At 68.1% G+C, this 23,592-nt stretch carries 20 protein-coding genes; 9 read left to right on the top strand and 11 right to left on the bottom strand.

The features are described 5' to 3' along the window. Positions 1 to 160 precede the first annotated feature (160 nt). Together FM113_RS04495 and codB are read left to right on the top strand one after the other, a co-directional pair. Positions 161 to 676 carry a nucleoside deaminase gene (locus FM113_RS04495; protein ID WP_087011920.1) on the top strand — a complete coding sequence of 172 codons (516 nt, stop codon included), beginning with the start codon at positions 161 to 163 and terminating at the stop codon, positions 674 to 676. Continuing rightward, positions 673 to 1,986 carry a cytosine permease gene (codB, locus tag FM113_RS04490; protein ID WP_087011918.1) on the top strand — a complete coding sequence of 438 codons (1,314 nt, stop codon included), beginning with the start codon at positions 673 to 675 and terminating at the stop codon, positions 1,984 to 1,986. Before FM113_RS04495 ends, codB begins: the two co-directional genes overlap by 4 nt. 147 nt (positions 1,987 to 2,133) lie before the next feature. Here codB and FM113_RS04485 read toward each other — a convergent pair whose 3' ends face one another. Continuing rightward, on the bottom strand, positions 2,134 to 3,168 hold the full coding sequence (locus tag FM113_RS04485; protein ID WP_087011981.1) for a low specificity L-threonine aldolase: 1,035 nt from the start codon (positions 3,166 to 3,168) through the stop codon (positions 2,134 to 2,136). Positions 3,169 to 3,482: 314 nt separating this feature from the next. Here FM113_RS04485 and FM113_RS04480 point away from each other — a divergent pair, with 314 nt between their 5' ends. From FM113_RS04480 to FM113_RS04465, 4 genes are all read left to right on the top strand, one after another. After that, positions 3,483 to 4,430 carry an ABC transporter ATP-binding protein gene (locus FM113_RS04480; RefSeq protein WP_087011972.1) on the top strand — a complete coding sequence of 316 codons (948 nt, stop codon included), beginning with the start codon at positions 3,483 to 3,485 and terminating at the stop codon, positions 4,428 to 4,430. Further along, positions 4,427 to 5,299, top strand: coding sequence for an ABC transporter permease (locus FM113_RS04475; RefSeq protein WP_087011915.1), 873 nt, complete (start codon positions 4,427 to 4,429; stop codon positions 5,297 to 5,299). The genes FM113_RS04480 and FM113_RS04475 overlap by 4 nt, the downstream gene beginning before the upstream one ends. A 258-nt stretch (positions 5,300 to 5,557) precedes the next feature. Then, positions 5,558 to 6,847 carry a sensor histidine kinase gene (locus FM113_RS04470; RefSeq protein WP_087011913.1) on the top strand — a complete coding sequence of 430 codons (1,290 nt, stop codon included), beginning with the start codon at positions 5,558 to 5,560 and terminating at the stop codon, positions 6,845 to 6,847. Then, positions 6,844 to 7,506: a response regulator transcription factor gene (locus FM113_RS04465; protein ID WP_176387076.1), complete on the top strand. Its 663-nt coding sequence runs from the start codon at positions 6,844 to 6,846 to the stop codon at positions 7,504 to 7,506. The genes FM113_RS04470 and FM113_RS04465 overlap by 4 nt, the downstream gene beginning before the upstream one ends. 218 nt (positions 7,507 to 7,724) lie before the next feature. Here FM113_RS04465 and allB read toward each other — a convergent pair whose 3' ends face one another. The 9 genes from allB to FM113_RS04420 all read right to left on the bottom strand — a co-directional run bounded on the left by allB (position 7,725) and on the right by FM113_RS04420 (position 19,343). Beyond that, the gene (gene allB / locus FM113_RS04460; RefSeq protein ID WP_087011911.1) at positions 7,725 to 9,089 is read right to left on the bottom strand and encodes an allantoinase AllB; all 1,365 of its coding nucleotides are present in this window, start codon (positions 9,087 to 9,089) and stop codon (positions 7,725 to 7,727) included. Positions 9,090 to 9,167: 78 nt separating this feature from the next. Next, a complete protein-coding gene (locus FM113_RS04455; RefSeq protein WP_087011909.1) occupies positions 9,168 to 10,307 on the bottom strand; it encodes a glycerate kinase in 1,140 nt (379 codons plus the stop codon). 8 nt (positions 10,308 to 10,315) lie between these two features. Beyond that, on the bottom strand, positions 10,316 to 12,115 hold the full coding sequence (gcl, locus tag FM113_RS04450; RefSeq protein ID WP_087011907.1) for a glyoxylate carboligase: 1,800 nt from the start codon (positions 12,113 to 12,115) through the stop codon (positions 10,316 to 10,318). Between the two features lie 148 nt (positions 12,116 to 12,263). Then, on the bottom strand, positions 12,264 to 13,139 hold the full coding sequence (locus FM113_RS04445; protein ID WP_087011906.1) for a 2-hydroxy-3-oxopropionate reductase: 876 nt from the start codon (positions 13,137 to 13,139) through the stop codon (positions 12,264 to 12,266). 58 nt (positions 13,140 to 13,197) lie between these two features. Beyond that, entirely contained in the window at positions 13,198 to 13,977 is a 780-nt protein-coding gene (locus FM113_RS04440) for a hydroxypyruvate isomerase family protein (RefSeq protein ID WP_087011904.1), read from the bottom strand. 183 nt (positions 13,978 to 14,160) lie between these two features. Then, complete coding sequence (locus tag FM113_RS04435; RefSeq protein WP_087011902.1) at positions 14,161 to 14,976, bottom strand: bifunctional allantoicase/(S)-ureidoglycine aminohydrolase; 816 nt, start codon at positions 14,974 to 14,976, stop codon at positions 14,161 to 14,163. 37 nt (positions 14,977 to 15,013) lie between these two features. Continuing rightward, complete coding sequence (locus FM113_RS04430; protein ID WP_087011900.1) at positions 15,014 to 16,315, bottom strand: aldolase; 1,302 nt, start codon at positions 16,313 to 16,315, stop codon at positions 15,014 to 15,016. After that, on the bottom strand, positions 16,312 to 17,922 hold the full coding sequence (gene aceB, locus FM113_RS04425; RefSeq protein WP_087011898.1) for a malate synthase A: 1,611 nt from the start codon (positions 17,920 to 17,922) through the stop codon (positions 16,312 to 16,314). Before aceB ends, FM113_RS04430 begins: the two co-directional genes overlap by 4 nt. A 23-nt stretch (positions 17,923 to 17,945) precedes the next feature. Continuing rightward, positions 17,946 to 19,343, bottom strand: a complete 1,398-nt coding sequence (locus tag FM113_RS04420) for an NAD-dependent malic enzyme (protein WP_087011896.1) — start codon at positions 19,341 to 19,343, stop codon at positions 17,946 to 17,948. A gap of 237 nt (positions 19,344 to 19,580) precedes the next feature. Between FM113_RS04420 and FM113_RS04415 the strand changes: the two genes are divergently transcribed. Next, positions 19,581 to 20,360, top strand: a complete 780-nt coding sequence (locus tag FM113_RS04415) for an IclR family transcriptional regulator (RefSeq protein WP_087011894.1) — start codon at positions 19,581 to 19,583, stop codon at positions 20,358 to 20,360. Between the two features lie 21 nt (positions 20,361 to 20,381). Further along, positions 20,382 to 21,587 carry an MFS transporter gene (locus tag FM113_RS04410; RefSeq protein ID WP_087011893.1) on the top strand — a complete coding sequence of 402 codons (1,206 nt, stop codon included), beginning with the start codon at positions 20,382 to 20,384 and terminating at the stop codon, positions 21,585 to 21,587. On the opposite strand, the gene FM113_RS04405 is transcribed toward FM113_RS04410, so the two are convergent. Continuing rightward, entirely contained in the window at positions 21,584 to 22,546 is a 963-nt protein-coding gene (locus FM113_RS04405; protein WP_087011891.1) for a cation diffusion facilitator family transporter, read from the bottom strand. The two genes, FM113_RS04410 and FM113_RS04405, sit on opposite strands and share 4 nt — an antisense overlap. A 171-nt stretch (positions 22,547 to 22,717) precedes the next feature. On the opposite strand from FM113_RS04405, the gene proC reads away from it, so the two are divergent. Further along, the gene (gene proC / locus FM113_RS04400) at positions 22,718 to 23,527 is read left to right on the top strand and encodes a pyrroline-5-carboxylate reductase (protein ID WP_087011968.1); all 810 of its coding nucleotides are present in this window, start codon (positions 22,718 to 22,720) and stop codon (positions 23,525 to 23,527) included. Positions 23,528 to 23,592: the final 65 nt, after the last annotated feature.

Genomic DNA, 23,592 nt, shown 5'->3' with positions numbered 1-23,592 from the left:
GATCCGGCGCGAACGAAATCGACGGAGATTCTCGCTCCAGGTGCCGGATCCGGCACAGAATCTCCGTGATCTTCGTGAATCTCCGTGGGTGTCGTGAGGCCGGAGCGGAGCGGAGCGGGGTGTGCCGAGCCGGGGCGGATCCCGCAGTACGATTAACCTCATGGCACTGAACGACACGGACCGCACATACCTCGACCTCGCCATCGAGCAGGCACAGCTGGGCTGGGACGAGGGCGGGGTGCCGATCGGCGCGGCGCTCGTGCACCACGGGCCCGAGGGGGACCGCGTGCTCGCAGTGGGCCGCAACCGTCGCGTGCAGGACGGCAGCGTGATCCGGCACGGCGAAACCGACTGCCTGGAGCGCGCCGGCCGCCTCCCCGCAAGCGTCTACCGCGAGTGCACGCTCTACACGACGCTCTCACCCTGCACCATGTGCGCGGGAACCGCGATCCTGTACGACATCCCACGCATCGTCATCGGTGAGAACCAGAGTTTCGAGGCCTCCGAGGAGTGGCTCCGCAGCAACGGTACCGAGCTGGTGATTGCCGAAGACCCCTCATGCCTTGCGCTCATGCAGCGCATGATGGACGAGCGCCCCGAGGTGTGGGCCGAGGACATCGGCGTCGAAACCGATGAGCTTGGCACGGCTGCTGCGGGCATCGGGCCCCGCGCGTGAGCGCCGGATCCGACGCTGAGGTCCCCGTTCCCGCCGCTGACGCGGCCGATGCCCCGGTAGTCGACGCCGACTACCCGGTCACGCCCGTGCCCCGGCATGCCCGCAAGGGGTTCTTCTCCCTGATGGTCGTGCTGCTCGGCTTCACGGTGTTCACCCCGACGATGCTCGCGGGAGCCGCGCTCGGCCAGGCCTTCGGACTGCGCGATCTGCTCGTGGTGATCGCGATCGGCTCGCTCGTGCTCGGGGCCTACGTTGCCGTGCTGGGCTGGATCGGCGCGCGCACCGGGCTCACCACAGTGGTCATGGCCCGCTACACGCTGGGCACCCGCGGCTCGAAGCTCGCCTCGATCCTGCTCGGCGGCACCCAGATCGGCTGGTACGGCGTGGTCGTGGGTACCATTGGCGAACTCACCGCCCAAGCGTTCGGGTGGGAAAGCTCCTGGTCACGCGCCGTCATCATGATCGCCGTGAGCGCGCTGATGTGCGCCACTGCCGTCTACGGCTACCGGGGCATGTACTGGGTGTCTCTCATCTCGACCCCACTGATCCTGATTCTCGCGTTCTGGGTCATGTTCCGCTCGCTGGAAGAGGTCGGCGGTTGGGCTGGCCTCGCCGCGATCGAACCCGCCGGGGAAATGACGCTCGCCGTTGCCGTCACCACGGTCGTGGGCACCTTCGTGTCCGCGGGGACGCAGGCTCCCAACTGGACCCGCTTCGGGCGCAGCGGCAAGCAGGCGGTGATCGCGTGTGTCGTGGGGTTCCTGATCGGCAACGGCCTGATGATCTTCTTCGGTGCGATCGGGGCAATCACCTTCGGTGAGGGCGACTTTGTGCTCGTCCTGTTCCAGCTTGGGCTGATCGGCTGGGGCTTGTTCCTCCTGTTCGGCAACCTCTGGAAGTCGAATGCCGACGCTGCGTACTCCTTCGGCGTCGCGGGGGCCGAGCTCTTCGAGCGCCCCAGCAAGACGCAGTTCGTGATCTACGGGTCCATCATCGGCACCGTGCTTGCGCTGCTCGGCGTGGGGGATCACCTGCCGCAGTACCTCGGCCTGCTGGGCACGTTCATCCCGCCGCTCGGCGGCGTGATCATCGGCGACTACCTCGCGCGCTGGCGGCGCACCCAGATGCCCGTCGGGGAATCGTTGCCGCGCTTCAACTGGGTCAACCTGGGGGTGTACGTGGTCTCGTGCGGGATCGCGTGGGGTGCCGGCCAGCTCGGCATCGGGATCCCTCCCGTGATCGGGATCATCGCCGCGCTCGTGCTCACGCTGCTGCTGACGCGCCTCACGCCCCGCCGCGTAGCTGCGTAGCGGGTTGGGGTGTGGGCCCGGGATTGTTCCCTGGGCCCCTGCACTTTTGGTGCCGAGACCGCAATTTGGCACCTTTGGGGGCCCGGGAACGTGCAAGATTGCGGTCTCGGCGAGGAACGTTGGGTGGGCCTGGTGGGCCCGGACGTCCTACCCCCGGAGCGCGTTGAGCAGTGCGTCGACGTCCGCCTCGGTGGTGTCGAACGCGCACATGAGGCGATACATGTCGGGGGCGGCGGGCCAGGGGCCAAACGTGAACTGGGCCTGCGCGCGTGCGGCGACCTCGCGCGGCATGGTTACGAACACTGCATTCGATTCGACAGGCTGGGCGAGGGCGACGCCGGGAACCGCGAGCTCCGCGATGCCGCCAGCCAACCGAGCAGCCATCGCGTTCGTGTGTGCGGCGGAGCGCTGCCACAACCCACCCTCGTAGAGCGCGAGCAGCTGCGCAGAGACGAAACGCATCTTCGACGCGAGCTGCAAGTTGATCTTGCGGAGGTAGGGCATGCCCTGCACCGCACCCGGCCGCAGCACGATCACGGCCTCTGCCCCGAGGAGCCCGTTCTTCGTGCCGCCCAGGCTGAGCAGGTCGGCCCCGGCCTCTGTGGTGAGCGCGGCGAGCGAGACCCCCAGGCGCGCCGCTGCGTTCCCGAGTCGCGAGCCGTCGACGTGCAGCACCATGCCGCGCTCGTGCGCAAAGTCGGCGAGTGCCCGGATCTCGCCGGGGGTGTAACAGGTGCCGAGTTCGGTGACCTGCGAGATTGACAGCGCCAGCGGCTGCGCTCGATGCTCGTTGCCGAAGCCCCAGGCCTCGCGGGCCGCGAGCTCGGGGGTGAGCTTGCCGTCCGGGGTCTCCACGGTCAGCATTTTGAGGCCGCCGGTCTTTTCCGGGGCTCCTGTCTCGTCCATGTTGATGTGCGCGGTACGGGCGCACACCACCGCACCCCAGCGGGGCAGTGCGGCCTGGAGCGCGAGCACGTTTGCTCCAGTGCCGTTGAGCACCGGGAACGCCTCGGCGTCAGGCCCGAAGAGGTCCCGGGCCACCTCTGTGAAGCGCGCGGTCCAGGGATCGCCGCCGTAGGCGGGCACGTGCCCGGAGTTCGCGGCGGTGAGCGCCGCGAGCACCTCGGGGTGCACCCCAGCCCAGTTGTCCGACGCGAAGGATCGCGTGGTGGGGGCGACCACGGAGGGGGCCGAGGGTGCGTCGGTGTGGGATACGGCGGAGTTGGGTGCGTCGGTGCGGTTCACCCGCCCAGCCTACGCCCGTACCCCTCGGGCACCCCAAGTCCGCTCCTGGGCTGCTCCGCTGCCGTCGAAGGGTGAGTTTGTGCTGCCTGGCCTGTGCTGAAGAAGTACAAACTCACCCTTCGGGCAGAAAAAGACGAAATTGCCGAGCGCGTGGGCAGGAGCGCGGCCGCGCATCCACCAACCGGTGGAGGGGAAGATCCGCCGCTCCACCGCTGCCGCCGCGCGGCCCAAAGCGCGAGGCTGGAGGCATGATGCAGACAGGAGCCGTGACCCCCATCGACGTGCGAGGCCTGCGGAAGAGCTACGGCGGGCGCGAGGTACTGCGGGGCGTGGATCTCTCGGTCGCTCCGGGTGAGACCTACGCGCTGCTCGGGCCGAACGGCGCGGGCAAGAGCACCGCGATCGAGATCATGGAGGGCGTAAGACGGCCGGATCATGGTCAGGTGAGAGTGTTGGGGGCCGAACCGCTCACCGCGCCCCGCGCGTGGAAGGCGAACGTGGGGGTCGTGGCGCAGAGCACCGGAGACTTTGGGCCGTACACGGTGCGGGAACTCGTGACCCACTTTGCGGCGCTGTACGCAGATCCCCGCACGCCCGACGAGGTGCTGGAATTGGTGGGCCTGCGTGAGCAGGCCGGCACGCGGGCGGCGAAGCTCTCGGGCGGGCAGCAGCGCCGGCTCGACGTGGCGCTCGGGATCGTGGGGAGGCCCCGCCTCCTTTTCCTCGACGAGCCGACCACGGGCTTCGACCCGGCCGCGCGGCGCCAGTTCTGGGACATGCTCGAAACGCTCACCGGCGAGGGCACCGCGATCCTGCTCACCACCCACTATCTCGACGAAGCCGCGCGCCTAGCCGACCGCGTTGGCGTGCTGTCCGGGGGCACAATCGTGGCCGAGGCCCCGCCCGCCGAGCTTGGCGGGCCGGACGCCCGCACGCCCGTGGTGACCTGGCGGGACCCCGATGGCACACCCCGTGAAGAGCGGACCGGGGCCCCGACCGCGCTCGTCGCGCAGCTCCGAGACGCGGCGCTCGCCGCAGGCGATTCCACGGGGGAGCCCGCGGAACTTGAGGTGCGCCGCCCCGGCCTCGAGGACGTGTATCTCGCGCTGATCCACCAGCACAGCGACGGACACGGCACTGCTGACGGCGCGGGATCCGACGACCGCCCCACCCCCGAACTGATGGAGGATGTCCGATGACGCGCCCCGCACCCACCTCAGCCACGACCACCCGGGCAGCCGCGGCAACCTCGGCCGCCCCCGGCATCCTCAGCGCCGGCATCCGTTCGATCGGTCTGGAGCTTCGGGCGTACTTCCGCGTGCCCGATGTCGTGTTCTTCACTTTCTTGTTCCCGGTGCTAATGCTCGGAATCTTCGCCTCAGCATTCCAGTCGATGGGGGACGTGGGGGAGCTGCCAGATGGCACCGGCGGGGTCTCGCTCGCCGCGTACTACACGCCCGGCCTCCTCGCCGCGGGGATCATGCTCTCCGGGGTGCAGAACCCGGCGATCGACATCGTGCGCGAGCGGCACGAGGGATGGCTGCGACGGCTCGGAGCCACCCCGCTCTCGCCGGTAAGCTACTTCATCGGGAAGGCCGGCGTCACCGTCGTGACCGCGCTGCTGCAGGCGGCGCTGCTGCTCGGGGTCGCCGTTCTGGCCTTCGGGGTGGAGCTGCCTACGGATCCGGCGCTGTGGCTGCGCTTCGCCTGGTTGTTCGGGCTGGGGATGGGCACGATGACGCTGCTCGGGATCGCTCTGTCGGCGCTGCCACGCTCGACACGGAGCGCCTCCGCAGTCGTGATCCCGATCGTGCTTGTGCTGCAGTTCATCTCCGGCGTGTACCTGCAGTTCTCCATGCTGCCCGAATGGCTGCAAAACATCGCCTCGGTGTTCCCACTGAAGTGGCTCGCGCAGGGAATGCGCAGCGTGTTCCTCCCGGAACACTTTGCCGCCGCGGAGACCGGGGAAGGCTGGGGGCTTGGGCTCGTGGCGCTGAACCTCGCGGTGTGGCTAGTGGTGGGCCTCGTTGTCGCGCGGTTGACGTTCCGGTGGCAGCGGCGGTCCTAGCGCCGCCGGTCCAGGCGCCGCTCTGGCACCGCCCCGCGCTGGCACCGCCCCGCGCTGGCACCGCCCCGCGCTGGCACCGCCCCGCGCCCTTCCCGAGGGAAGTTATCGAAACCGAGCCGAACTCCGCGGAAAACCGCTCGGTGTAGATAAAACGCGTAGGGGGAGTGGCGTGGACGGCGGCTCGGAGGATCAGCGGGGGAGCGTGCGGACGGCGTCTCGCCCCGGCCAGCGCCCCGGCGTTCGTGAGAGAGTGACACCATGAATGAGAGCCAGCCCGCGCGCACCCGACCGCTGCGGTGGTGGGACCTTGCCGCAAGCGGGGTCCTGCTGGTGCTGCTCGTGCCCGGCGGAGTGGGCCTGTTCAGCGCGCGGAGCGAGGGCGGCGACGCGGCGTGGGAACAGATCCCTGCGCTTGGGATGCTCGCCGGCTTTGTGGTGCTCTACCTGGTGCTGGCACGCCCGGCGATGCGCCGGGTGGAGGCGCAAGAGCCGCCGCTTGGCCGTGACGTGGTGGGACTGATCTTGATCGTTGTCATCGCGGGCGTAGCTGCTGCAGTGAATCCGAGCTTCGCGACCGTGCAGGTCATCACCTACCCGATGATCTGGACGATCACCGGGTATTGGGAACGTGGAACGGTGATCGCAGTGCTGGGGAGCGCGGCGCTCGCCGTCGTCATCGGAGCCGGGACGTTCTTTTCCTACCAGCGCTTGGGTGCCGGGAACCCCGGCTGGACCGCCGTCGCCGTCGCCGTCTGCTCTTTTGTGTTCGCGGTGTTTCTCGGCATGTGGCTCACGCGAGTCCACACCCAGAGCGAAGCGCACCGCGCGCTCGCTGAGCAGTTGCGTGCCTCGCAGGCCGAAGTTGCCGCGCTGTCGGCGGCGAGCGGCGCGGCTGCGGAGCGGGAGCGGATGTCCCGCGAACTGCACGACACGCTCACCCAAACGCTGACGGGACTTGTGATGCTGAGCGAGCAGGCGGAGCGCGCGCTCGTGGCCGGTGATACCGAGCGGGCGCAGGATCGCACCGCGCGGGTGGGGGCCGCCGCCCGCGAGGCGGTGAGCGAGGCCCGAGCGCTTGTCGCCACCACCCAGCCGCTTGGCGACCGCGGGCTGCACGCCGCGCTGGAGCGGGTCGCGGCCCGGCTTCGCGCCGACGCCGGGCTCGAGGTCACCTGTCGGCTCGCGCCACTCACACTGCCTCGGGAGCAGGAGGTTGTGCTGCTGCGAGCCGCCCAGGAGGGGCTCTCGAACGCCCGACGTCACGCGCACGCGACGCGGGTGGAGCTGAGCCTTACAGCGGCGGGGCTGGATCGGGTGGAACTGCGGGTCGCGGACAACGGGGTTGGGCCGGGGCTGGCAGCAACGACCGGCCCGGTGTCAGCACCGGACGGCTTCGGACTCAGCGGGCTGACGGATCGTGCGCGGGCCCTCGGCGGGGAGGTGCGGTTCGGGCCGCGGCCAGGCGGCGGGGCCCAGTTGGTAGTGTCGCTCGTGATGAGCGGTGTGGCCGTGGAGGCGCACCGAACACCGGAGAGGACGTCCCAGTGACCCGGATTGTGGTTGTCGATGATCACCCCATTGTGCGGGCCGGGATCGTGGGGCTCCTGGAGACGGAGGACGGTATCACCGTTGCGGGGGAGTTCGCGTCCGGGGAAGCTGCACTCGCAGAGCTCGCCGAGGCACGCCCCGACGTGGTGCTGATGGACCTGCGCATGCCGGGACTGGGCGGTGTTGAGGCGACTCGGCGGATCGCGCGCGGCGAGTTTCCCGGTGCAGCGGACCTCGCACGCCGTCCGGGTGTGCTGGTGTTCACCACCTATGAGGACGACGAGCAGATCCTCTCCGCGATCGAAGCGGGGGCGAGCGGGTACCTGGTGAAGGCCGCACCCGCCGCGGAACTGATCGCCGGGGTGCGGGCGGTCGCGGCCGGGCAGACTGTGCTCGCCCCCTCGATCGCCGCGCAGCTTGTCGCGCGCGTGCGGGAGCCGGTGCCGCGGCTCACGCCGCGCGAGGCCGAGATTCTGGGCTTGGTGGCGCAGGGTCTGAGCAACCCAGCGATCGCGGCGCGGCTCGTGATCGGGGAGTCGACAGTGAAGACGCACCTGCTGCACGTGTTCGAGAAGCTCGAGGTGTCGGATCGCACCCGCGCGGTCACCCGCGCGATGGAGCGCGGGATCCTCCCCGGCACATCCAGTGCATCGCGCTGAGAACGCACTTTGGCACCTTTCCTCGACGGGAAAGGTGCCAAAGTGCGTTCTCGACGGGGTGACGAGGCGGGGCAGAGGCGGGGTAGGACAGAGGCGGGGCGGAGAAGTGGAAGGGGTGTCATGGTGGGGAAAAGCAGAGAAATACCGAACGGGCCAGGGCTACCCACCGCAACACCTGGCCCGTTCGGAGCGTGTGCTCCCCTGAGGGGAGTCGGGCGTTAGTGCCCGTGGATCATGCCGCGCCGGATCAGCTGGCCGCGGGGCGTCTCGCCGTCGAGCGTCATGCCGCGCAGGATCGTGCGGCGTACGACGCCGGCGAGCGGGCGGCCCGCGTACGGCGTGATCGGGTTCTTGTGGTGGAGCCGATCGACCTGCACGACAAATGCGTCGTTCTCCGCGAAGATCGCGAAGTCGGCGTCGTTACCGGGGGCAATCATGCCCTTTCCGGTGAGGCCCACGTTGGCGGCGGGCTTGGTTGACATCCAGGCCACGACCTGCTCGATCGAGATCCCGCGGCGGCGTGCCTCGGTCCACACAACGGGAAGTTCGAGCTGTAGCGAGGACACCCCACCCCATGCGACCGCAAAGTCGCCGTTCTCGGGGTCTTTCAGCTCCATCGTCGACGGCGAGTGGTCGGACGCGATGTAGTCGATCGTGCCGTCGAGCAGGCCCTCCCACAGCAGCTCGCGGTTGTGGGCCTCGCGGATCGGCGGGCAGCACTTGTACTCGGTCGCCCCGGCCGGGATCTCCTCGGAGGTGAGCGTGAGGTAGTGGGGGCAGGTCTCTACGGTGAGCCGGACGCCGTCGCGCTTTGCGGAGCGGATCATGGGCAGCGCGTCTGAGGAGGACAGGTGCAGGATGTGGGCGCGGGCCCCGGTCCAGCGGGCGCGCTCGATCACCTCGGAGATCGCGAGGTTTTCGGCACCGCGGGGGCGGGAGTGCAGGAAGCGGTCGTAGACGTCACCCTCGGGCGAGGGCGCGCGATCGATCGCGCGGGAGTCCTCGGCGTGCACGATGAGCATCGCGTCGTAGGTGATGAGCTCGCGCATTGCGGCTTCCATCTGGTCGGCGTCGAGCGGCGGGAACTCGTCGACCCCCGAGTGCAGCAGGAAGCACTTAAAGCCGAAGACGCCCGCGTCGTGCAGCCCGCGCAGATCCGGAATGTTGCCGGGGATTGCCCCGCCCCAGAACCCCACGTCGACGTGGGCCTGCGGGAGCGCAACCTCGCGCTTCGCCTCGAGCCCGGCAACGTTAACGGTGGGCGGAATGCTGTTGAGGGGCATGTCGAGGATCGTGGTGACCCCGCCAGCGGCGGCGGCCTTGGTTGCCGAGGCGAAGCCCTCCCAGTCGGTGCGGCCCGGCTCGTTGACGTGCACGTGCGTGTCGACGAGGCCGGGGAGCAGCGTCTCGTCATCGGCGAGCTCGATGATCTCGGCTCCTTCGAGCTTGTTGCCGAGCGGCTCGAGCGCGATGATCCTGCCGTCTTGGACCCCGACTTCCCGGGGGCGGACCCCTGAGGTTGTCATCACGCGTTCGCCTCGGATCACGAGGTCGTACAGGGGCGTGGGGCGGTCTTCGGTCACGGGGTACTCCAGTTCTTTCGGGTTGTTTCGTGGGGTGCGGGCGTGCCCGGCCCCGGGGCGACAGCGGTGTCGGGGAGGTTAGCGGGGGTGTGGCGTCGCGAGGTGGGCCCGCGCGATCTCGCTCCCGATGTGTTCAAGATACTGTGCGGCGTCGCGCATGCTGGCGGCCGAATCAGGTGCGCGCTCGGCAACGGCATAGCAGTCCACGAACCCCGCATCGCGCCACTCTGCCTCGGCCAAGGTGGTGCGTCCGCACACGGCGACCACGGGAACGCCGTGAGCGGCGGCGGCGCGGGCGACCCCCACCGGGGTTTTCCCGGCGAGGCTCTGGTGGTCAAGCGACCCCTCGCCCGTGATCACGAGGTCGGCCTGGGCGATCTCGGTGTCGAGCCCGGTGAGCGCGATGACAATGTCGGTGCCTGGCTGCTGCTCGGCACCGAGCACCGCGAGCGCGGCGTAGCCGACACCGCCCGCGGCCCCGGCACCGGGTGCAGCGGCGAAGCGAGCGCTGCCCGGAAGCACCTGATCCAGGAGGGAGACGAGGGTTGTGAGCCCGGCCTCCAGTGTGGTCACGTCCGCGGGTGTGGCCCCCTTCTGCGGCCCGAACACGCGGGCCGCCCCGTGCTCGCCGAGGAGTTCGTGTGAGACGTCGTTGGCAACCACGAACTGGGTCGCCGCGAGGCGGGGGTCCAGGCCCGAGAGGTCGACGCTCGCGAGCTCCACGAGTGGCCCGCCGCCCCGGGCGAGTGGTGTGCCGTCAGCGCGAGTGAAACGCGCACCGAGCGCTTGCAGCATTCCGGCACCGCCATCCGTGGACGCGCTGCCGCCGATCGCGAGCGAAATGCGCTGCGCGCCCAGGTTGAGCGCCGCAAGGATGCACTCGCCGGTTCCCTGCGAGGAGGCGGCGAGTGCATCACGGCGGGCCTCGGGGACCAGCGCAAGCCCGGAGGCCAACGCCATTTCCACGACGGCCGCGTCGTCGCGCACGCCGATGTGCGCAATGACGGGGTCCCCCAGGGGGCCGCTCACAGGAACGGCGTGCTGGGTGAACCCGCCCTCGACGGCGGCGTCGAGCGTCCCCTCGCCGCCGTCCGCCATGGGCACCGCCACCACCGAAACGGCATCGTTCACGGTCGCGATGCCGCGGGTGATGGCCTCGCAGACCTCAGCGGCCGTCAGAGAACCTTTGAACTTGTCGGGGGCGATGACGATGCGCATGGCTGATCCTAGCGCGCGGCTTCGGCGGGCTGCTTGAGCGGGATCGTGGCGGTTGGTGCGTCGTCGGGGCCCTCGGCGAGGTCCTCGAACTCGTTGATCGCATCGATGCCGGCACCGCTCATGGCGATGTTCGTGATCCGCTCGAGGATCACCTCGACGACAACGGGCACCTGGAACTCCTGCATGAGGTCCTTTGCCCGCTGGAACGAGGCCGCGAGATCGTCGGCCTCACGGACACGGATCGCCTTGCAGCCGAGCCCTTCCGCCACCTTGATGTGGTCGACACCGTAGCCCTCGGTTTCTGGGCTGTTGATGTTGTCGAAGGCGAGCGAGACGTGGTAATCCATTTCGAAGCCGCGCTGCGCCTGGCGAATGAGGCCGAGGTACGAGTTGTTCACGACGACGTGGATGTAGGGCAGCTTGAACTGCGCACCGACGGCGAGCTCCTCGATCATGAACTGGAAGTCGTAGTCGCCGGAGAGCGCCACCACGGGGGTCTTGGGGTCGGCGGCGACAACGCCGAGCGCCGCGGGCAGCGTCCAGCCGAGCGGGCCAGCCTGGCCACAGTTGATCCAGTGCCGGGGCTTGTAGACGTGCAGCATCTGCGCGCCCGCGATCTGTGAGAGGCCAATCGTGGTGACGTAGCGCGTATCGCGACCGAAGGCGCGGTTCATCTCCTGGTAGACGCGCTGTGGCTTGATCGGGACGTTGTCGAAGTTTGTCTTCCGCTGCAGCGAGCCCTTGCGCTCCTGGGTTTCGGCGACCCACGCGGAGCGGTCGGGCAGTGTGCCCTGTGCCTTGCGCTCGGTGGCCGTGGCGAGGAGCCCGGCGATCGCGGCCCCGGCGTCGGAGACGATGCCCAGATCCGGCGAGAACACGCGGCCGATCTGGGTGGGCTCGATGTCGATGTGCACAAATTTGCGGCCCTCGGTGTACACGTCAAGGGTGCCGGTGTGCCGGTTGGCCCAGCGGTTGCCGAGGCCGATCACGAGGTCGCTGGCGAGGAGGTTCTCATTGCCGTAGCGGTGCTGGGTCTGGAGCCCCACCATGCCGGCCATCAGCTCGTGGTCGTCGGGGATCGTGCCCCAGCCCATCAGGGTCGGGATGACGGGGACGCCCAGGGTTTCGGCGAGGGTCACGAACTCTGCAGACGCGTCCGCGTTGATGATGCCGCCGCCCGCGACGATGACGGGTCGCTCGGCCGCGTCGAGGAGCGCGAAGATGCCGTCGATCTGCGCCTGGCTGGCGGTGGGCTTCGCGATGGGGAGCGGCTCGTACAGATCGATGTCGAACTCGATCTGGGTCTGCTGCACGTCGATCGGGAGGTCGATGAGCACGGGCCCCGGGCGGCCGGAGCGCATGAGGTAGAACGCCTGCTGGAAGACGCCGGGAACCTGGCCGGCCTCGAGCACCGTCTTCGCCATCTTCGTGACGGGCTTCGCGATCGACGCGATATCGACGGCCTGGAAGTCTTCCTTGTCGAGCTTCGCGACCGGGGCCTGCCCGGTGATGCAGAGGATCGGGATGGAGTCCGCGGCTGCCGAGTACAGGCCCGTGATCATGTCGGTGCCCGCAGGGCCCGAGGTCCCGATGCAGATGCCGATGTTGCCCGGCTCGGCGCGTGTGAAGCCCTCGGCCATGTGCGAGGCGCCCTCGACGTGGCGGGCGAGGACGTGCTTGATGCCGCCGTGGGCGCGCATTGCCGAGTAGAACGGGTTGATCGCGGCGCCCGGAAGCCCGAAGGCCTGCGTCGCGCCTTCCTTTTCCAGAATCAGAACTGCCGCGTCAACGGCACGCATGAGAGCCATGGTGTTCCCTTCGTTGGGAGAGTGGTGAGGAGACGGAGCGCGCCTGTGTGGCGCGCGAGAGTGTGCCGGATCCGGTGCGCGAACTTGTGTGAGTAAGAACCCCGCGATGATGTGGGGGCGCACCGGGTCCGGAGCTGGGAGGGGCGGGTTACTTTCCGGAGAGCTCGGAGGTGAGCTTGAAGAGGCCGGAGTGGTCGAGCCCGCCATCGCCGCGAGCGACGAGGGCCGATACGAGCTGTGCAACGGCGGCACCGAGCGGCACGACGACACCCGCTTCACGCGCGGCGGAGGTGACGATCCCCAGATCCTTATTGTGCAGCGCCAGTCGGAAGCCTGGATCGAAGTTGCGATCCAGCATCTTCTGCCCCTTCTGGTCGAGCACCTTCGACCCGGCGAGGCCGCCCCCGAGGACCGTGAGCGCGGCAGCGGTGTCGACGCCGTAGGCCTCCAGGAAGGTGACCGCCTCGGCGAGCGCCTGGATGTTCACCGCCACGATGAGCTGGTTCGCGGCCTTGACGGTTTGCCCGGCCCCTGACGGCCCGACGTGCACGATTGTTTTGCCGACGGCCTCGAATACGGGGCCCGCCTCGGCGAAGTCGGCGGCGTCGCCGCCGACCATGATCGAGAGCACGCCATCGATGGCACCAGGCTCGCCGCCGGAGACCGGCGCGTCAAGCGGGCGGAGGCCGGCGGCTCGCGCGTCCTCGGCGAGGCGGGCGGCGACGTCGGGGCGGATCGAGGAGAAGTCGATCCAGAGCGCGCCAGGCTTGACGTTCTGGAAGACCCCGTCGTCGCCGGTGACGACGGCCTCGACGTCGGGCGAGTCCGGCACCATCGTAATGACGATCTCGGCCTCGGCGACGGCATCGGCGACAGTGGCGGCACCGGTGCCACCCGCAGCGACAAGCTGTTCAACCTTCTGCTTGGAGCGGTTGAATCCGGTGACATGGTGGCCTGCGGCGACGAGGTTCTTCGCCATGGGAAGCCCCATGATGCCCAGTCCGATGAAGGCAATGTTCGACATGGAAGTCCTTTCTATGCGGTGAAGTGTGGTGCAGTACTGCGGTGCGGCTGAGCAGGGCCTAGCCGAAGTGTGCGAGCCAGGCGAACGGGTCAGCCTGCGAGGCTTTGTATTCGAGGCCGATGTGGCCGGTGTAGCCGAGCTCTTGACTGCGGGAGATCCACTGCGCGAGGGGGAGCTCGCCGGTACCAGGCTCGGTGCGGCCCGGGCTGTCGGCGATCTGGATGTGCCCGAAGTCGTGTGCGTGGGCCTCGATCACTGCGGCCACATCGTCGCCGTTGACGGCAAGGTGGTAGAAGTCAGCGAGGAGCTTGATGTTGCTCTGGCCTGTCCGCGCGATGACGTCGAGCGCATCCTGCGCAGTCTTCAGCGGGTAGGCCGGAGTGCCGGAGACCGGCTCCAGCAGCACCGTGCCGCCGATCTTCGCGACGCCCTCGGCCGCGGCGACGAGGTTCTTGAGCCCGAGCTCGTCCTGCGCCTCGGGGGTGAAGTCGTCGAGGCGGTTGCCGTAGAGCGCGTTGAACGCGCGCGTACCGAGGCGTTCGCCGATCCCGACCACAACGTCGATGTTGTCCTTGAACTCGCCGCAGCGGCCCTTCCACGACACGAGGCCACGGTCGCCGCCCGGCATGTCGCCGGCGAAGAAGTTCAGGCCGGTGAGCTGGACGCCCGCGTCCTCGATCGCGGCGACAAAGCGGTCAACCTCGGCGTCTGCGGGGACGGCCTCGGCGAAGGGCCACCAGAACTCGACGGCGTCGAATCCCGCGGCCTTGGCGGCGGCGGGGCGCTCGAGCAGGGGGAGATCCGTCAGCAGGATCGAGGCGTTGACGGTGTACGGCATTGGACAACCTCAGCTTTCGCAGCATTCGTGAATTATTTCACCTTACGGAAAAGTAATTCTGGTGTGTGAAATTAGAGTAGGCAGTCCGAGGGGTGGCTGTCAACCCGAGCGCCGCGGGATTCTGGCCGGGAACACCGAAGGGCCGTGCCAGCGCGAACGCTGGCACGGCCCTTCGTGACGAGACTAGAGCGTGATCTGTCGGTTGACGTCCTTGTAGAGCAGGTAGCGGAACTTCCCGGGTCCGCCCGCGTAGCACGCCTGCGGGCAGAACGCGCGCAGCGAGAAGTAGTCGCCAGCCTGCAGCTCGACCCAGTCGTCGTTCAATCGGTACACGGCGTTGCCTTCGAGCACGTAGATGCCGTGCTCCATGACGTGCGTCTCGAGGAAGGGGATCTTCGCGCCCGCCTCGAAGGTGACCACGGTGACGTGGAAGTCGTAGGCGAGATCCTCGGGGTCGAAGAACCGTGTGGTCGCCCACTTCCCATCGGTGTCCGGCATCGCACCGGGTACAATGTCCTGTTCCTGCCCGACAAGCGGCTTGGGGGTGAGGCCAGGGGCCGGCTCGAAGCGCTTCCGGAACCAGTGGAACTGGCCGGGCACGTCACCGGTGTTGCGCAGCGCCCACGGGGTGCCAGCGGGGATGAAGGCGTAGCCGCCCCCGGTGAGTTCGTGTGTCGCGCCGTCGAGGGTGAGGGTAAATGTGCCGTCGAGCACAAAGATGAATCCTTCAACCTCGGCCTGGGGCTCGGGGCTATCGGAGCCACCGCCCGGTGCGACCTCGAGGATGGCCTGCGCGAAGGTCGTCGCGCCGCCCGCAACGGGTCGGTTCAGGATCCAGGCCCGGGTCTGTTCCCACTCCGGGTAGAAGCTCGTGACGATGTCTCGCATCACGGAGCCGGGGATCACGGTGTACGCATTCTTGACGATTGCGGCCGACCCCAGCGAGTCGCTCTGCGGGGGCATGCCAGCGGCAACGGTGGCGTAGCTGGGTGTGGTCATTCGTTCTCTTCTTTCTGGGGCGCGCCTCGGCGCCGCACTATCGGGACTGACGCGTGGGGTACGCGATTGCGAGGAGCTCCGCTTCGGTGATCCCGACGCGCTCGTCGAGCTCAGCGGGGCTGACCGCGCCGGATTGCAGGCCGCGCGCGAGGAACGCGGCAAGCGGGCGAGCCGTGGCGGGTTCGTCGAGGAAACCCTCGGTGTTCTGCTGCACGTAGTTCCGCAGTCGGGTGGCGATCTGGTCGACGCCCGTACGGAAAAACGTGTAGGTGGCCACAAAACGACTCGGGAGGTGTGCGGTGTGCAGATCCCAACCCTGGTAGTACGCGCGCTCCAGGGAGCGCCGCACGAGCCGCGCGTGCAGCTGCCAGGTTGCCGCAAGCAGCGCGGGATCATTGCTCGTCGGGACCACGTTTGTGGAACCGTCAGACAGCCGCACGCCGGTGCCAGCAACGGCGACCTGCATCACTTCTTTCGCGAAGTCAGCGGCCGGGTGCTCCATCGACTGGAACGCCGCGGACACCCCAACGGACGCGGAGTAGTCGTAGGTGCCGTAGTGCAGGCCGGTGATCCGGCCGTTCCCCGCGTGCAGCAGCTGGGCCACCGGGATCGTGCCGTCCTGCGCGATGATCACCTGGGGTGTTTCGATCTGCACCTCGAAGGTCAGCCGGCCCGGGGTCAGGCCGAGCGCGGTTTCGAGCTGCTCGAGGAGCGCGACCATGACCTCAACCTGCGCAACAGTCGTGACCTTGGGAAGGGTCAGAATGAGTCCCTCGGGAAGGGCCCCGTTCGTTTCGCGCACAAGCGTGGTGACGAACAGGTCCAGAGTTCGGATCCCGCGATCCCGCGTCTCGGCCTCGAAACACTTGAATCGAATCCCCACGAAGGGCGGTGCGGTTCCCGCTGCGACGTCCTGCGCGAGCTCAGTGGCGGCGAGCACGACCGCGGCGTCCTCCGCCGCGTCACCCTGATCGCCAAAGCCGTCTTCGAAATCGATGCGGAGATCCTCGATGGCCTCCGTCGCGAGCTTCGCGCTCACGCGCTCCGCGATGATCCCGCGCTCCGCGATGATCCCGCGCTCCGCGTCCGGGACGTCGAGTGCCTCGACGAGCCGCGCGATGCCGCCGAACGCAGTGACCGCCGCCTGGGCGTCCGCGCCCCACTGCTGCGCGAGCCCGGCGCGGTACTTGTGGCCGGGCACGTACACGGTGTGCACGGGCTGGCGCGATCCGGTGTCACCCGGGTAGCTGTTCGCAAGCAGCGCGTCGGTGTCACCGAGCGCGGTGGCCGCGGTTGCGAGCTGCGCGGACGAAAGGGTCGATCGAAGTTCCGTGGTCATGCATCCTCACTCTGAATTAGGAGTTCGTAGGCGGGCAGGGTCAGGAAGTCCGTGTACTCGGGGCTGAGTACAATGTCCCGGACCAGGTCGCCCGCGGGGGCGTAGTACCGTGCGAAGAAGTCGGCGGGGACCTCGCCGCGGAGTTGCTCGAGTTCCTCGGCGAGCACCTCGGTGACGAGGGCCGCGGTGACGGTCTCGCCGGACTCAAGTACGGTGGCGTTGCGGAGTTGCTGCCACACCTGGGAGCGCGAGATCTCGGCCGTGGCGGCGTCCTCCATGAGTCCGTGAATCTGCACCGCCCCATTGCCGCTCAACCACACCGCGGTATAAGCGACTGAGACATACAGATTGGTGCGCAGGCCCTCTAGGGTTGCGGTACCGGAGAGGGATGCGATGTCCAGGAGATCCTGCGCGGATACGGACACGTCCGGTCGCAGGCGGTCGATCTGATTGGGACGATCACCGAGCACGCCGTCAAATACTTCCTGGCACACTGCCACCAGATCCGGATGGGCCACCCAGGACCCGTCAAAGCCATCGGTGGCCTCGCGGGTCTTGTCGTCACGTACCTTCTGAAGGGCGACGCGTGCGGCCTCGGGATCGTGTCGACTGGGGACGATCGCGGCCATCCCGCCCATCGCGAAGGCACCGCGCTGGTGGCAGGTCTGGACGAGCAGTTCAGTGTAGGCCCGCATGAACGGTGCGGTCATCGAGACCTGTGCGCGGTTCGGGAGCTCGAACGCGGTGCCGGCGTCCCGGAAATTCTTGATGATACTGAAGAGGTAGTCCCAGCGCCCGGCGTTCAGGCCCACCGCGTGCTCGCCAAGTTCGTAGAGCATCTCGTGCATCTCGAAGGCCGCAGTGATCGTTTCGATCAGCATCGTGGCGCGCACGGTGCCCGGGGCGATGCCGAGCTGGCGCTCCGCGAAGCTGAACACCTCGTGCCACAGGCGGGCCTCCCGGTGATTCTCCATCTTCGGAAGATAGTAGTACGGCCCGCGCCCCGCTTGCGAGAGCGGGAGCGCCGTGTGGAAGAAGTGCAGGCCAAAGTCGACGAGTGCGCCGACGGCAGTCTTCCCGTTCACGGTGACATGCGCCTCGGGGAGGTGCCAACCCCGGGGTCGCGCAACAACGAGGGCGAGCGGAGCGTCCTCGCGAAGCCGATACTCCCTGCCCTCGGGCGAGGTGTAGGAGAGCGTGCCGTGGGCGGCATCGGTGAGGTTCGTGATCGCATCGATCACGTTATGCCACGACGGCGTCGCGGCATCCTCGAGGTCCGCAAGCCAGACCTTCGCGCCCGAGTTCAGCGCGTTGATCGCCATTTTGGCGGGGTTTGCGGGCCCGGTGATCTCGACCCGCCGGTCCTTGAGGGCCTCGGGCGGTTCAGGAACCGTCCAGGTGCCCTCGCGGACGGCCTGGGTCTCCGGGAGGAAATCGAGCACAGGGTTCGCGGCAAGCTGCGCGCGACGAGTGGCGCGGTCCGCGAGCAGCTCGGGCACCCGATCGGCGAAGCGCTCGTGCAGCGCCTCAACAAAGGCGAGTGCCTCGGGAGTCAGGATCTCCGCAGCGCGCCCGGTGGGGGTCAGATTGGTGACGGTGATTGTCATCAGTACTCCTCTACGGTCGTGGGCTAGCTTGACTGCGTGGTGCGTTGGGCAACCTCGACGATGGCGTTGGCCACATCACGGGCCACGTCGCCGTCGAAGACGCTCGGAATGATGTAGCTCGAGTTGAGCTGCTCGTCGGAGACGTTCTCGCTGATCGCGGTGGCCGCGGCGACGAGCATCTCGTTGGAGACGTCGGAGACACCGGCGTCGAGCAGTCCGCGGAACACCCCGGGGAAGGCGAGCACGTTGTTGATCTGGTTGGGGAAGTCGCTGCGGCCCGTTGCGACCACGGCGGCGTGCTTCGCGGCGAGTGCCGGATCGATCTCGGGGTCGGGGTTCGCGAGTGCGAACACGATGGCCTGATCCGCCATCGCGGCGACATCGGCCTCGGTGAGCACGTCCGGTGCGGAGACGCCGATGAACACGTCGGCACCCTTCACCGCGTCCGAGAGCGTTCCGGTGAGGTTCTCCGGGTTCGTGTGCTCCGCGATCCACTTGCGGTGCGGGTCAGTGTGCTCGTGATCCCGCGCCACGATGCCCGCGCGCCCCGCGGCGACGATGTGAGTGACGCCCGAGGCCTGCAGCAGCTGGATGATGGCGTTGCCCGCGGCACCCACGCCGGAGATCGCGACCTTGATGTCTCCGATCTGCTTGCCGACGATGCGCAGCGCGTTGTTCAGCGCCGCGAGCACCACGATGGCGGTGCCGTGCTGATCGTCGTGGAAGACGGGGATGTCGAGCTCTTCGCGGAGTCGGGCCTCGATCTCGAAGCAGCGGGGAGCCGCGATGTCCTCAAGGTTCACGCCGCCGTACACCGGCGCGAGCGCCTTGACGATGTTGACGATCTCGTCGCTGTCCTGAGTGTCCAGGCACACCGGCCAGGCGTCGACGTTGGCGAACTGCTTGAACAGTGCAGCCTTGCCCTCCATGACGGGGAGGGCGCCCTCCGGACCGATATTGCCGAGGCCAAGCACGGCCGAGCCGTCCGTGACGACGGCGATGGTGTTGCGCTTCACCGTGAGCTTGCGTGCGAGGCTCTTGTCTTCGGCGATTGCCTTCGAAACGCGGGCAACACCCGGGGTGTAGGCGCGCGACAGGTCGTCACGGTTGCGCAGCTCGAGCTTGGGCACAACCTCGAGTTTGCCACCGAGATGCATCAGGAAGGTGCGGTCGCTCATGTGGTTCACCGTGACCCCCTCGAGGGTCTCTAGTGCGGTCTTCACCTCTTCCGCGTGCTCGGGTGAGGACGTGTTGGCCGTGAGGTCGAGCACCATTCGGTCGTGGTGCGATTCAACGACGTCGAGCGCGGTGATCTGGGCACCGGCGGTGCCTGCGACCGTGACGATCTCGCTCGTGGTGTTGTATCCGGCCGGGGCCGAGATGCGTGCCGTCACCGAATACCCGGGGCTGGGAGCTGCCATGATGATCCTCCTCGATCAGAACAAACGTAGCTTGGTACATCACTTACAAATTCCATAATGCGGATAAACTATTTTGAAGTGTGGAATAATAGTATGACTTGGGCGCGGGCCTCGCAAGCGCGGCACCGCTCACAGTGTCGGGGTCCGATCCCGCAGCAGTACGATCGGGCAGTGTGTGTGGCAGGGCTTCACACTTCGGCAAATCAGTGATTCAGTGGTGTGGCAAGGAGGCTCATTGTGGCGCAGTCATCGAACGGACAAGCATCAGGTTCATCCGGCGGAGTGCAGTCGGTGGAGCGTGCCTTCGACCTGCTGGAGACGCTGACCGACGCCGGCGGCACCCTGTCGCTGAGTGAACTTGCCGAACGGTGCGGGCTTCCGCTCCCCACGATCCACAGGCTGATCCGCACGCTGGCGGGGCGCGGCTATGTGCGGCAGCTTGAGGACCGCCGGTACTCGCTGGGAAGTCGCCTCATGCGCTTCGGCGACGGCGCGAGCACCCAGCTCGGCGTGTTCGCGCGGCCGCAGCTCGCTTCTCTGGTGCAAGAGCTCGGGGAGTCCGCGAACATGGCCGTCCGGGAGGCTGACCAGGTACTGTACATCGCTCAGGTGCCGTCGCGGCACACGATGCGCATGTTTACCGAGGTGGGCAAACGAGCACCCATGCACAACACAGGTGTCGGCAAGGCGATCCTCGCGCAGCTCGATGAACAGACTGTGCGGCGCATCATCGCGCAAACCGGGATGCCGCGCGCCACCTCGAAGAGCATTGGCGACGTCGAAGAGCTCGTGACGCACCTCGAGATGATCCGGCAGCGCGGGTACTCCGTGGACGATAACGAGCAGGAGATTGGGGTGCGCTGCTACGCAGTCTCGGTGCCGAACTCGCCGTCGCCGATGGCGATTTCGGTGTCGGGCCCGACCTCGCGCGTAGACGAGGCGTTCGGGATGCGGGCGGTACCCCTGTTACAACGGGTGGCGCAGACAATCGGCGATTCCTTCCTGGCACCGGCCTGATCTGACCGGCCCGCAGCCCCGGTGTCGTTCTTGCCGTCCCCCGGCGCGCCCACACCCCAGTATCCCGCGACCCCGCGGGTTCTCGGCTTGCTCGTTGTCGCTGCCCTCCTTGTAGTGGGCCAACTCTACGCTGCGCTGCCGCTGCGTATCCCGGTGTCGCACGCGTTCGCTGCGGACGCGACGTTCTCCCTGTCCACAGTGTTCGGCGTGGGGTACGCCGCAGGCTTTCTGGTGTGGGGGCCGCTCTCCGAACAATTTGGGCGGAAACGGATGTTGCTCTTCGGGTTGACTGTGCTTGTCTTCGCCACGGCCGCCTGCGCGCTCGCACCGTCCCTGATCGAGCTCGGTGCGGCCCGCGCGGTGCAGGGCCTCGCGGCTGCCTGTTTCGCCCCGATCGTGCTCGCGTACCTGTCCGATGCGGCCCCGCCGCCCCGCCGCCCGCTCGCGATCAGTGTGATGGCCACCTCGTTCCTCCTCGCGGGCGTATTCGGGCAGGTCTATGCTGCAGCGCTCCTGACCCGGTTCGCGTGGTCGGGCGTTTTCTGGGTATCGACCGCGCTACTCGCCGCCACCGTGGTCATGATCGCGGTCGGAATACGTGACGCCGCGCCTGCGCACCGACCCGAGACCACACTGGCGCGGCGTTTCCGCGACAGCCTCGCCCTCCTCGTCACGCGACCGGTGCTCCTCATCTCAGGTGGGCACGTCACCCTGATGTGTGTGTTCACCGCGTTCTACGCGGCGCTCATCCCGGTGCTTCAGCAGCACGGTGCCGGTGAAACCGGCATGCTGTGGCTGCGGATTGCCGCGATCCCGGGGATGTTCGCGACTTTGCTCGTGGGGCCCCTCGCCGCGCGCCTGGGTGGGATCGCGCGGGTCGCGCGGCTCGGCTGCCTGGTATCCGGCGGCAGCCTGCTCGCGGCCCCGCTCGTGCTGGGGTCCCCGCAGCTGCTCGCGATCGCAGGGTGCCTTATGTGCGCGGGCGTGGCGCTGAGCCTACCGTCCGGGGTGATGCTGTACGGCGATGCCTCCCCGCACGCACGGGGGATCGGAATGGCGCTGAACGGGTTTGTGCTGTTTCTCGGAGCGAGCCTTGGACCCCTCGCCGCGCTCGTGCCGGTGTCCGCGCCGATCCTGCTCGGCTGTCTTGCGGGCGTCTCACTCCTGGGGGCTGCGAGCTACACCGGATTCCTCCGCCAGACCCCGTATTCCGACGGGCCTCGCTAGTCGCTGGAGAGCATCACTACAGAGCTTGTTGTCGGCTGCGTGGAGTTCGGGTCGAGATACACATCAGGCTCGAGGTAGATGATGCGCGCCGCGGGCACGGCCTCGCGGATCCGGCGCTCAGCGAGGTTCACGATCATGGAAACCTCGTTCATTGTGCGCTCCGGGGCGAGGCTGATCTTCGCGCCGATCATGAACTCGTCGGGACCGACGTAGAGGGTCTTCATATGGATCAGGCGGTCGATGTCCTTCGACTTCATGAGTGCCGCCTCGATCTTCGCAACATCCTCGTCGCTCGCACCCTCGCCGACAAGCAGGCTCTTGACCTCGGCCCCGATGATCACGGCGACCGCGATGAGCAGCACGCCGATTGCGATGGTGGCGATGCCGTCGAACAGGCCGTTGCCGGTGAGCACAGTCAGCCCAACGCCGAAGAACGCGATGACCAGGCCCAGCAGCGCCGCCATGTCCTCGAGCAGGACAACGGGAAGTTCCGGTGCCTTCGAGCGGCGGATGAACTGGAACCAACTCGAATCGCCCTTGAGCGGGCGGCTCTCGCGCACCGCGGTCCGCAGCGAGAAGCTCTCAAGCACGATCGCAATCGCGAGTACAACAAGCGGGAGCCACCACATCTCGAGCGGGTGCGGGTTCTGGATCTTCGAGACGCCCTCGTATACCGAGAAGACGCCACCAATCGAGAACAGCACGATCGCCACCACAAACGCGTACACGTAGCGCACCCGACCGTAGCCGAACGGGTGCTCCTTATCCGCGGCCTGCTTGGCGCGCTTGCCGCCGAGCAGCAGGAGGAGCTGGTTGCCGGAGTCGGCGAGCGAGTGCACGCCCTCCGCGAGCATCGAGGACGAGCCTGAGAACCCCCAGGCGATGAACTTGGTGATCGCAATGCCCATGTTGGCGAGGAACGCCGCGATGATCGCCTTACTGCCGCCTGTCGCGCTCATGTCAGATGCCTCCAGCCGAGTGTCGTACGCTTCTGCGCCATTCTATGGTGGCCGCGCCACGGAAGTGGGATATGCGGGGTGCCGGATCCCCACAGCGATCGGGGATCCTCCTACACTGGGCCTGTGAGCGAAACGACGAAGAACACGCTGCCCGCACTGCCCCGAACCGCGATGATCGGGGTCGGCTCGATGGGCGGGGCGATCCTCGCGGGGCTGCGTGATCCAGCCGTCGCGATCGCGCGCCCGATCGCGGTCACCACGCACTCCGCAGCCTCCGCGGCGCAGTTCGACGGTGCCGATGACGTGGCCGCCGTGGCGGTGGAGCAGGACGCTGAAGCGAACCGGGGCGCTGTTGCCGGGGCGGGGCTTGTGATCCTCGCGGTGAAGCCCTGGCTCGTCGTGGATGCGGCGCGGGAAATCGCGTCGGCACTGGAACCGGGCGCGGTTGTGGTGAGCGTAGCCGCGGGCGTGCCGAGCGCCGCCATCGAGGCTGTGCTGCCCGCCGGCGTTGCCGTGGTGCGTGCGATGCCGAACACCCCCGCACATCTGGGTCGCGGCATGACCGGGATCGCGGGGGGCGCGAGCGCCGACGCCGCCGCGGTCGCCCTCGTGCAGCGGCTGTTCGAGACCGTGGGCTTGGTACTCGTTGTTGATGAAGCGCAGATTAACGACGTGGCCGCCGTCTCCGGATCCGGCCCCGCCTACCTGTTCTACTACGTCGAAGAGATGATTGGCGCGGCCGAGCGGCGCGGGTTCACCCCAGACGCCGCACGTCAGCTCGTGCAGCAGACCGTGCTCGGCGCCGCGGAGCTGCTCGAGACGAGTGGCGAGGACGCCGCCCAGCTGCGGCGCAACGTGACAAGCCCGAAGGGCACCACAGAGCAGGCGATTTTCGTGCTCCAGGACGCCGGGTGGGCGGAGCTCTTCGACCGGGCACTCGCCGCGAACGTGCGTCGCTCAGAGGAGCTCGAGGCGAACTAGCCGGGCGGGGTCCGCCGGGTCTGCCGGTCTGCCGGTCTGCCGGGTCTGCCGGTCCCAGACCGCCC

The sequence above is a fragment of the Leucobacter sp. 7(1) genome (genome assembly GCF_900163635.1).
Lineage (GTDB): Bacteria > Actinomycetota > Actinomycetes > Actinomycetales > Microbacteriaceae > Leucobacter.
This window is presented reverse-complemented; position numbering and strand designations above follow the sequence as displayed.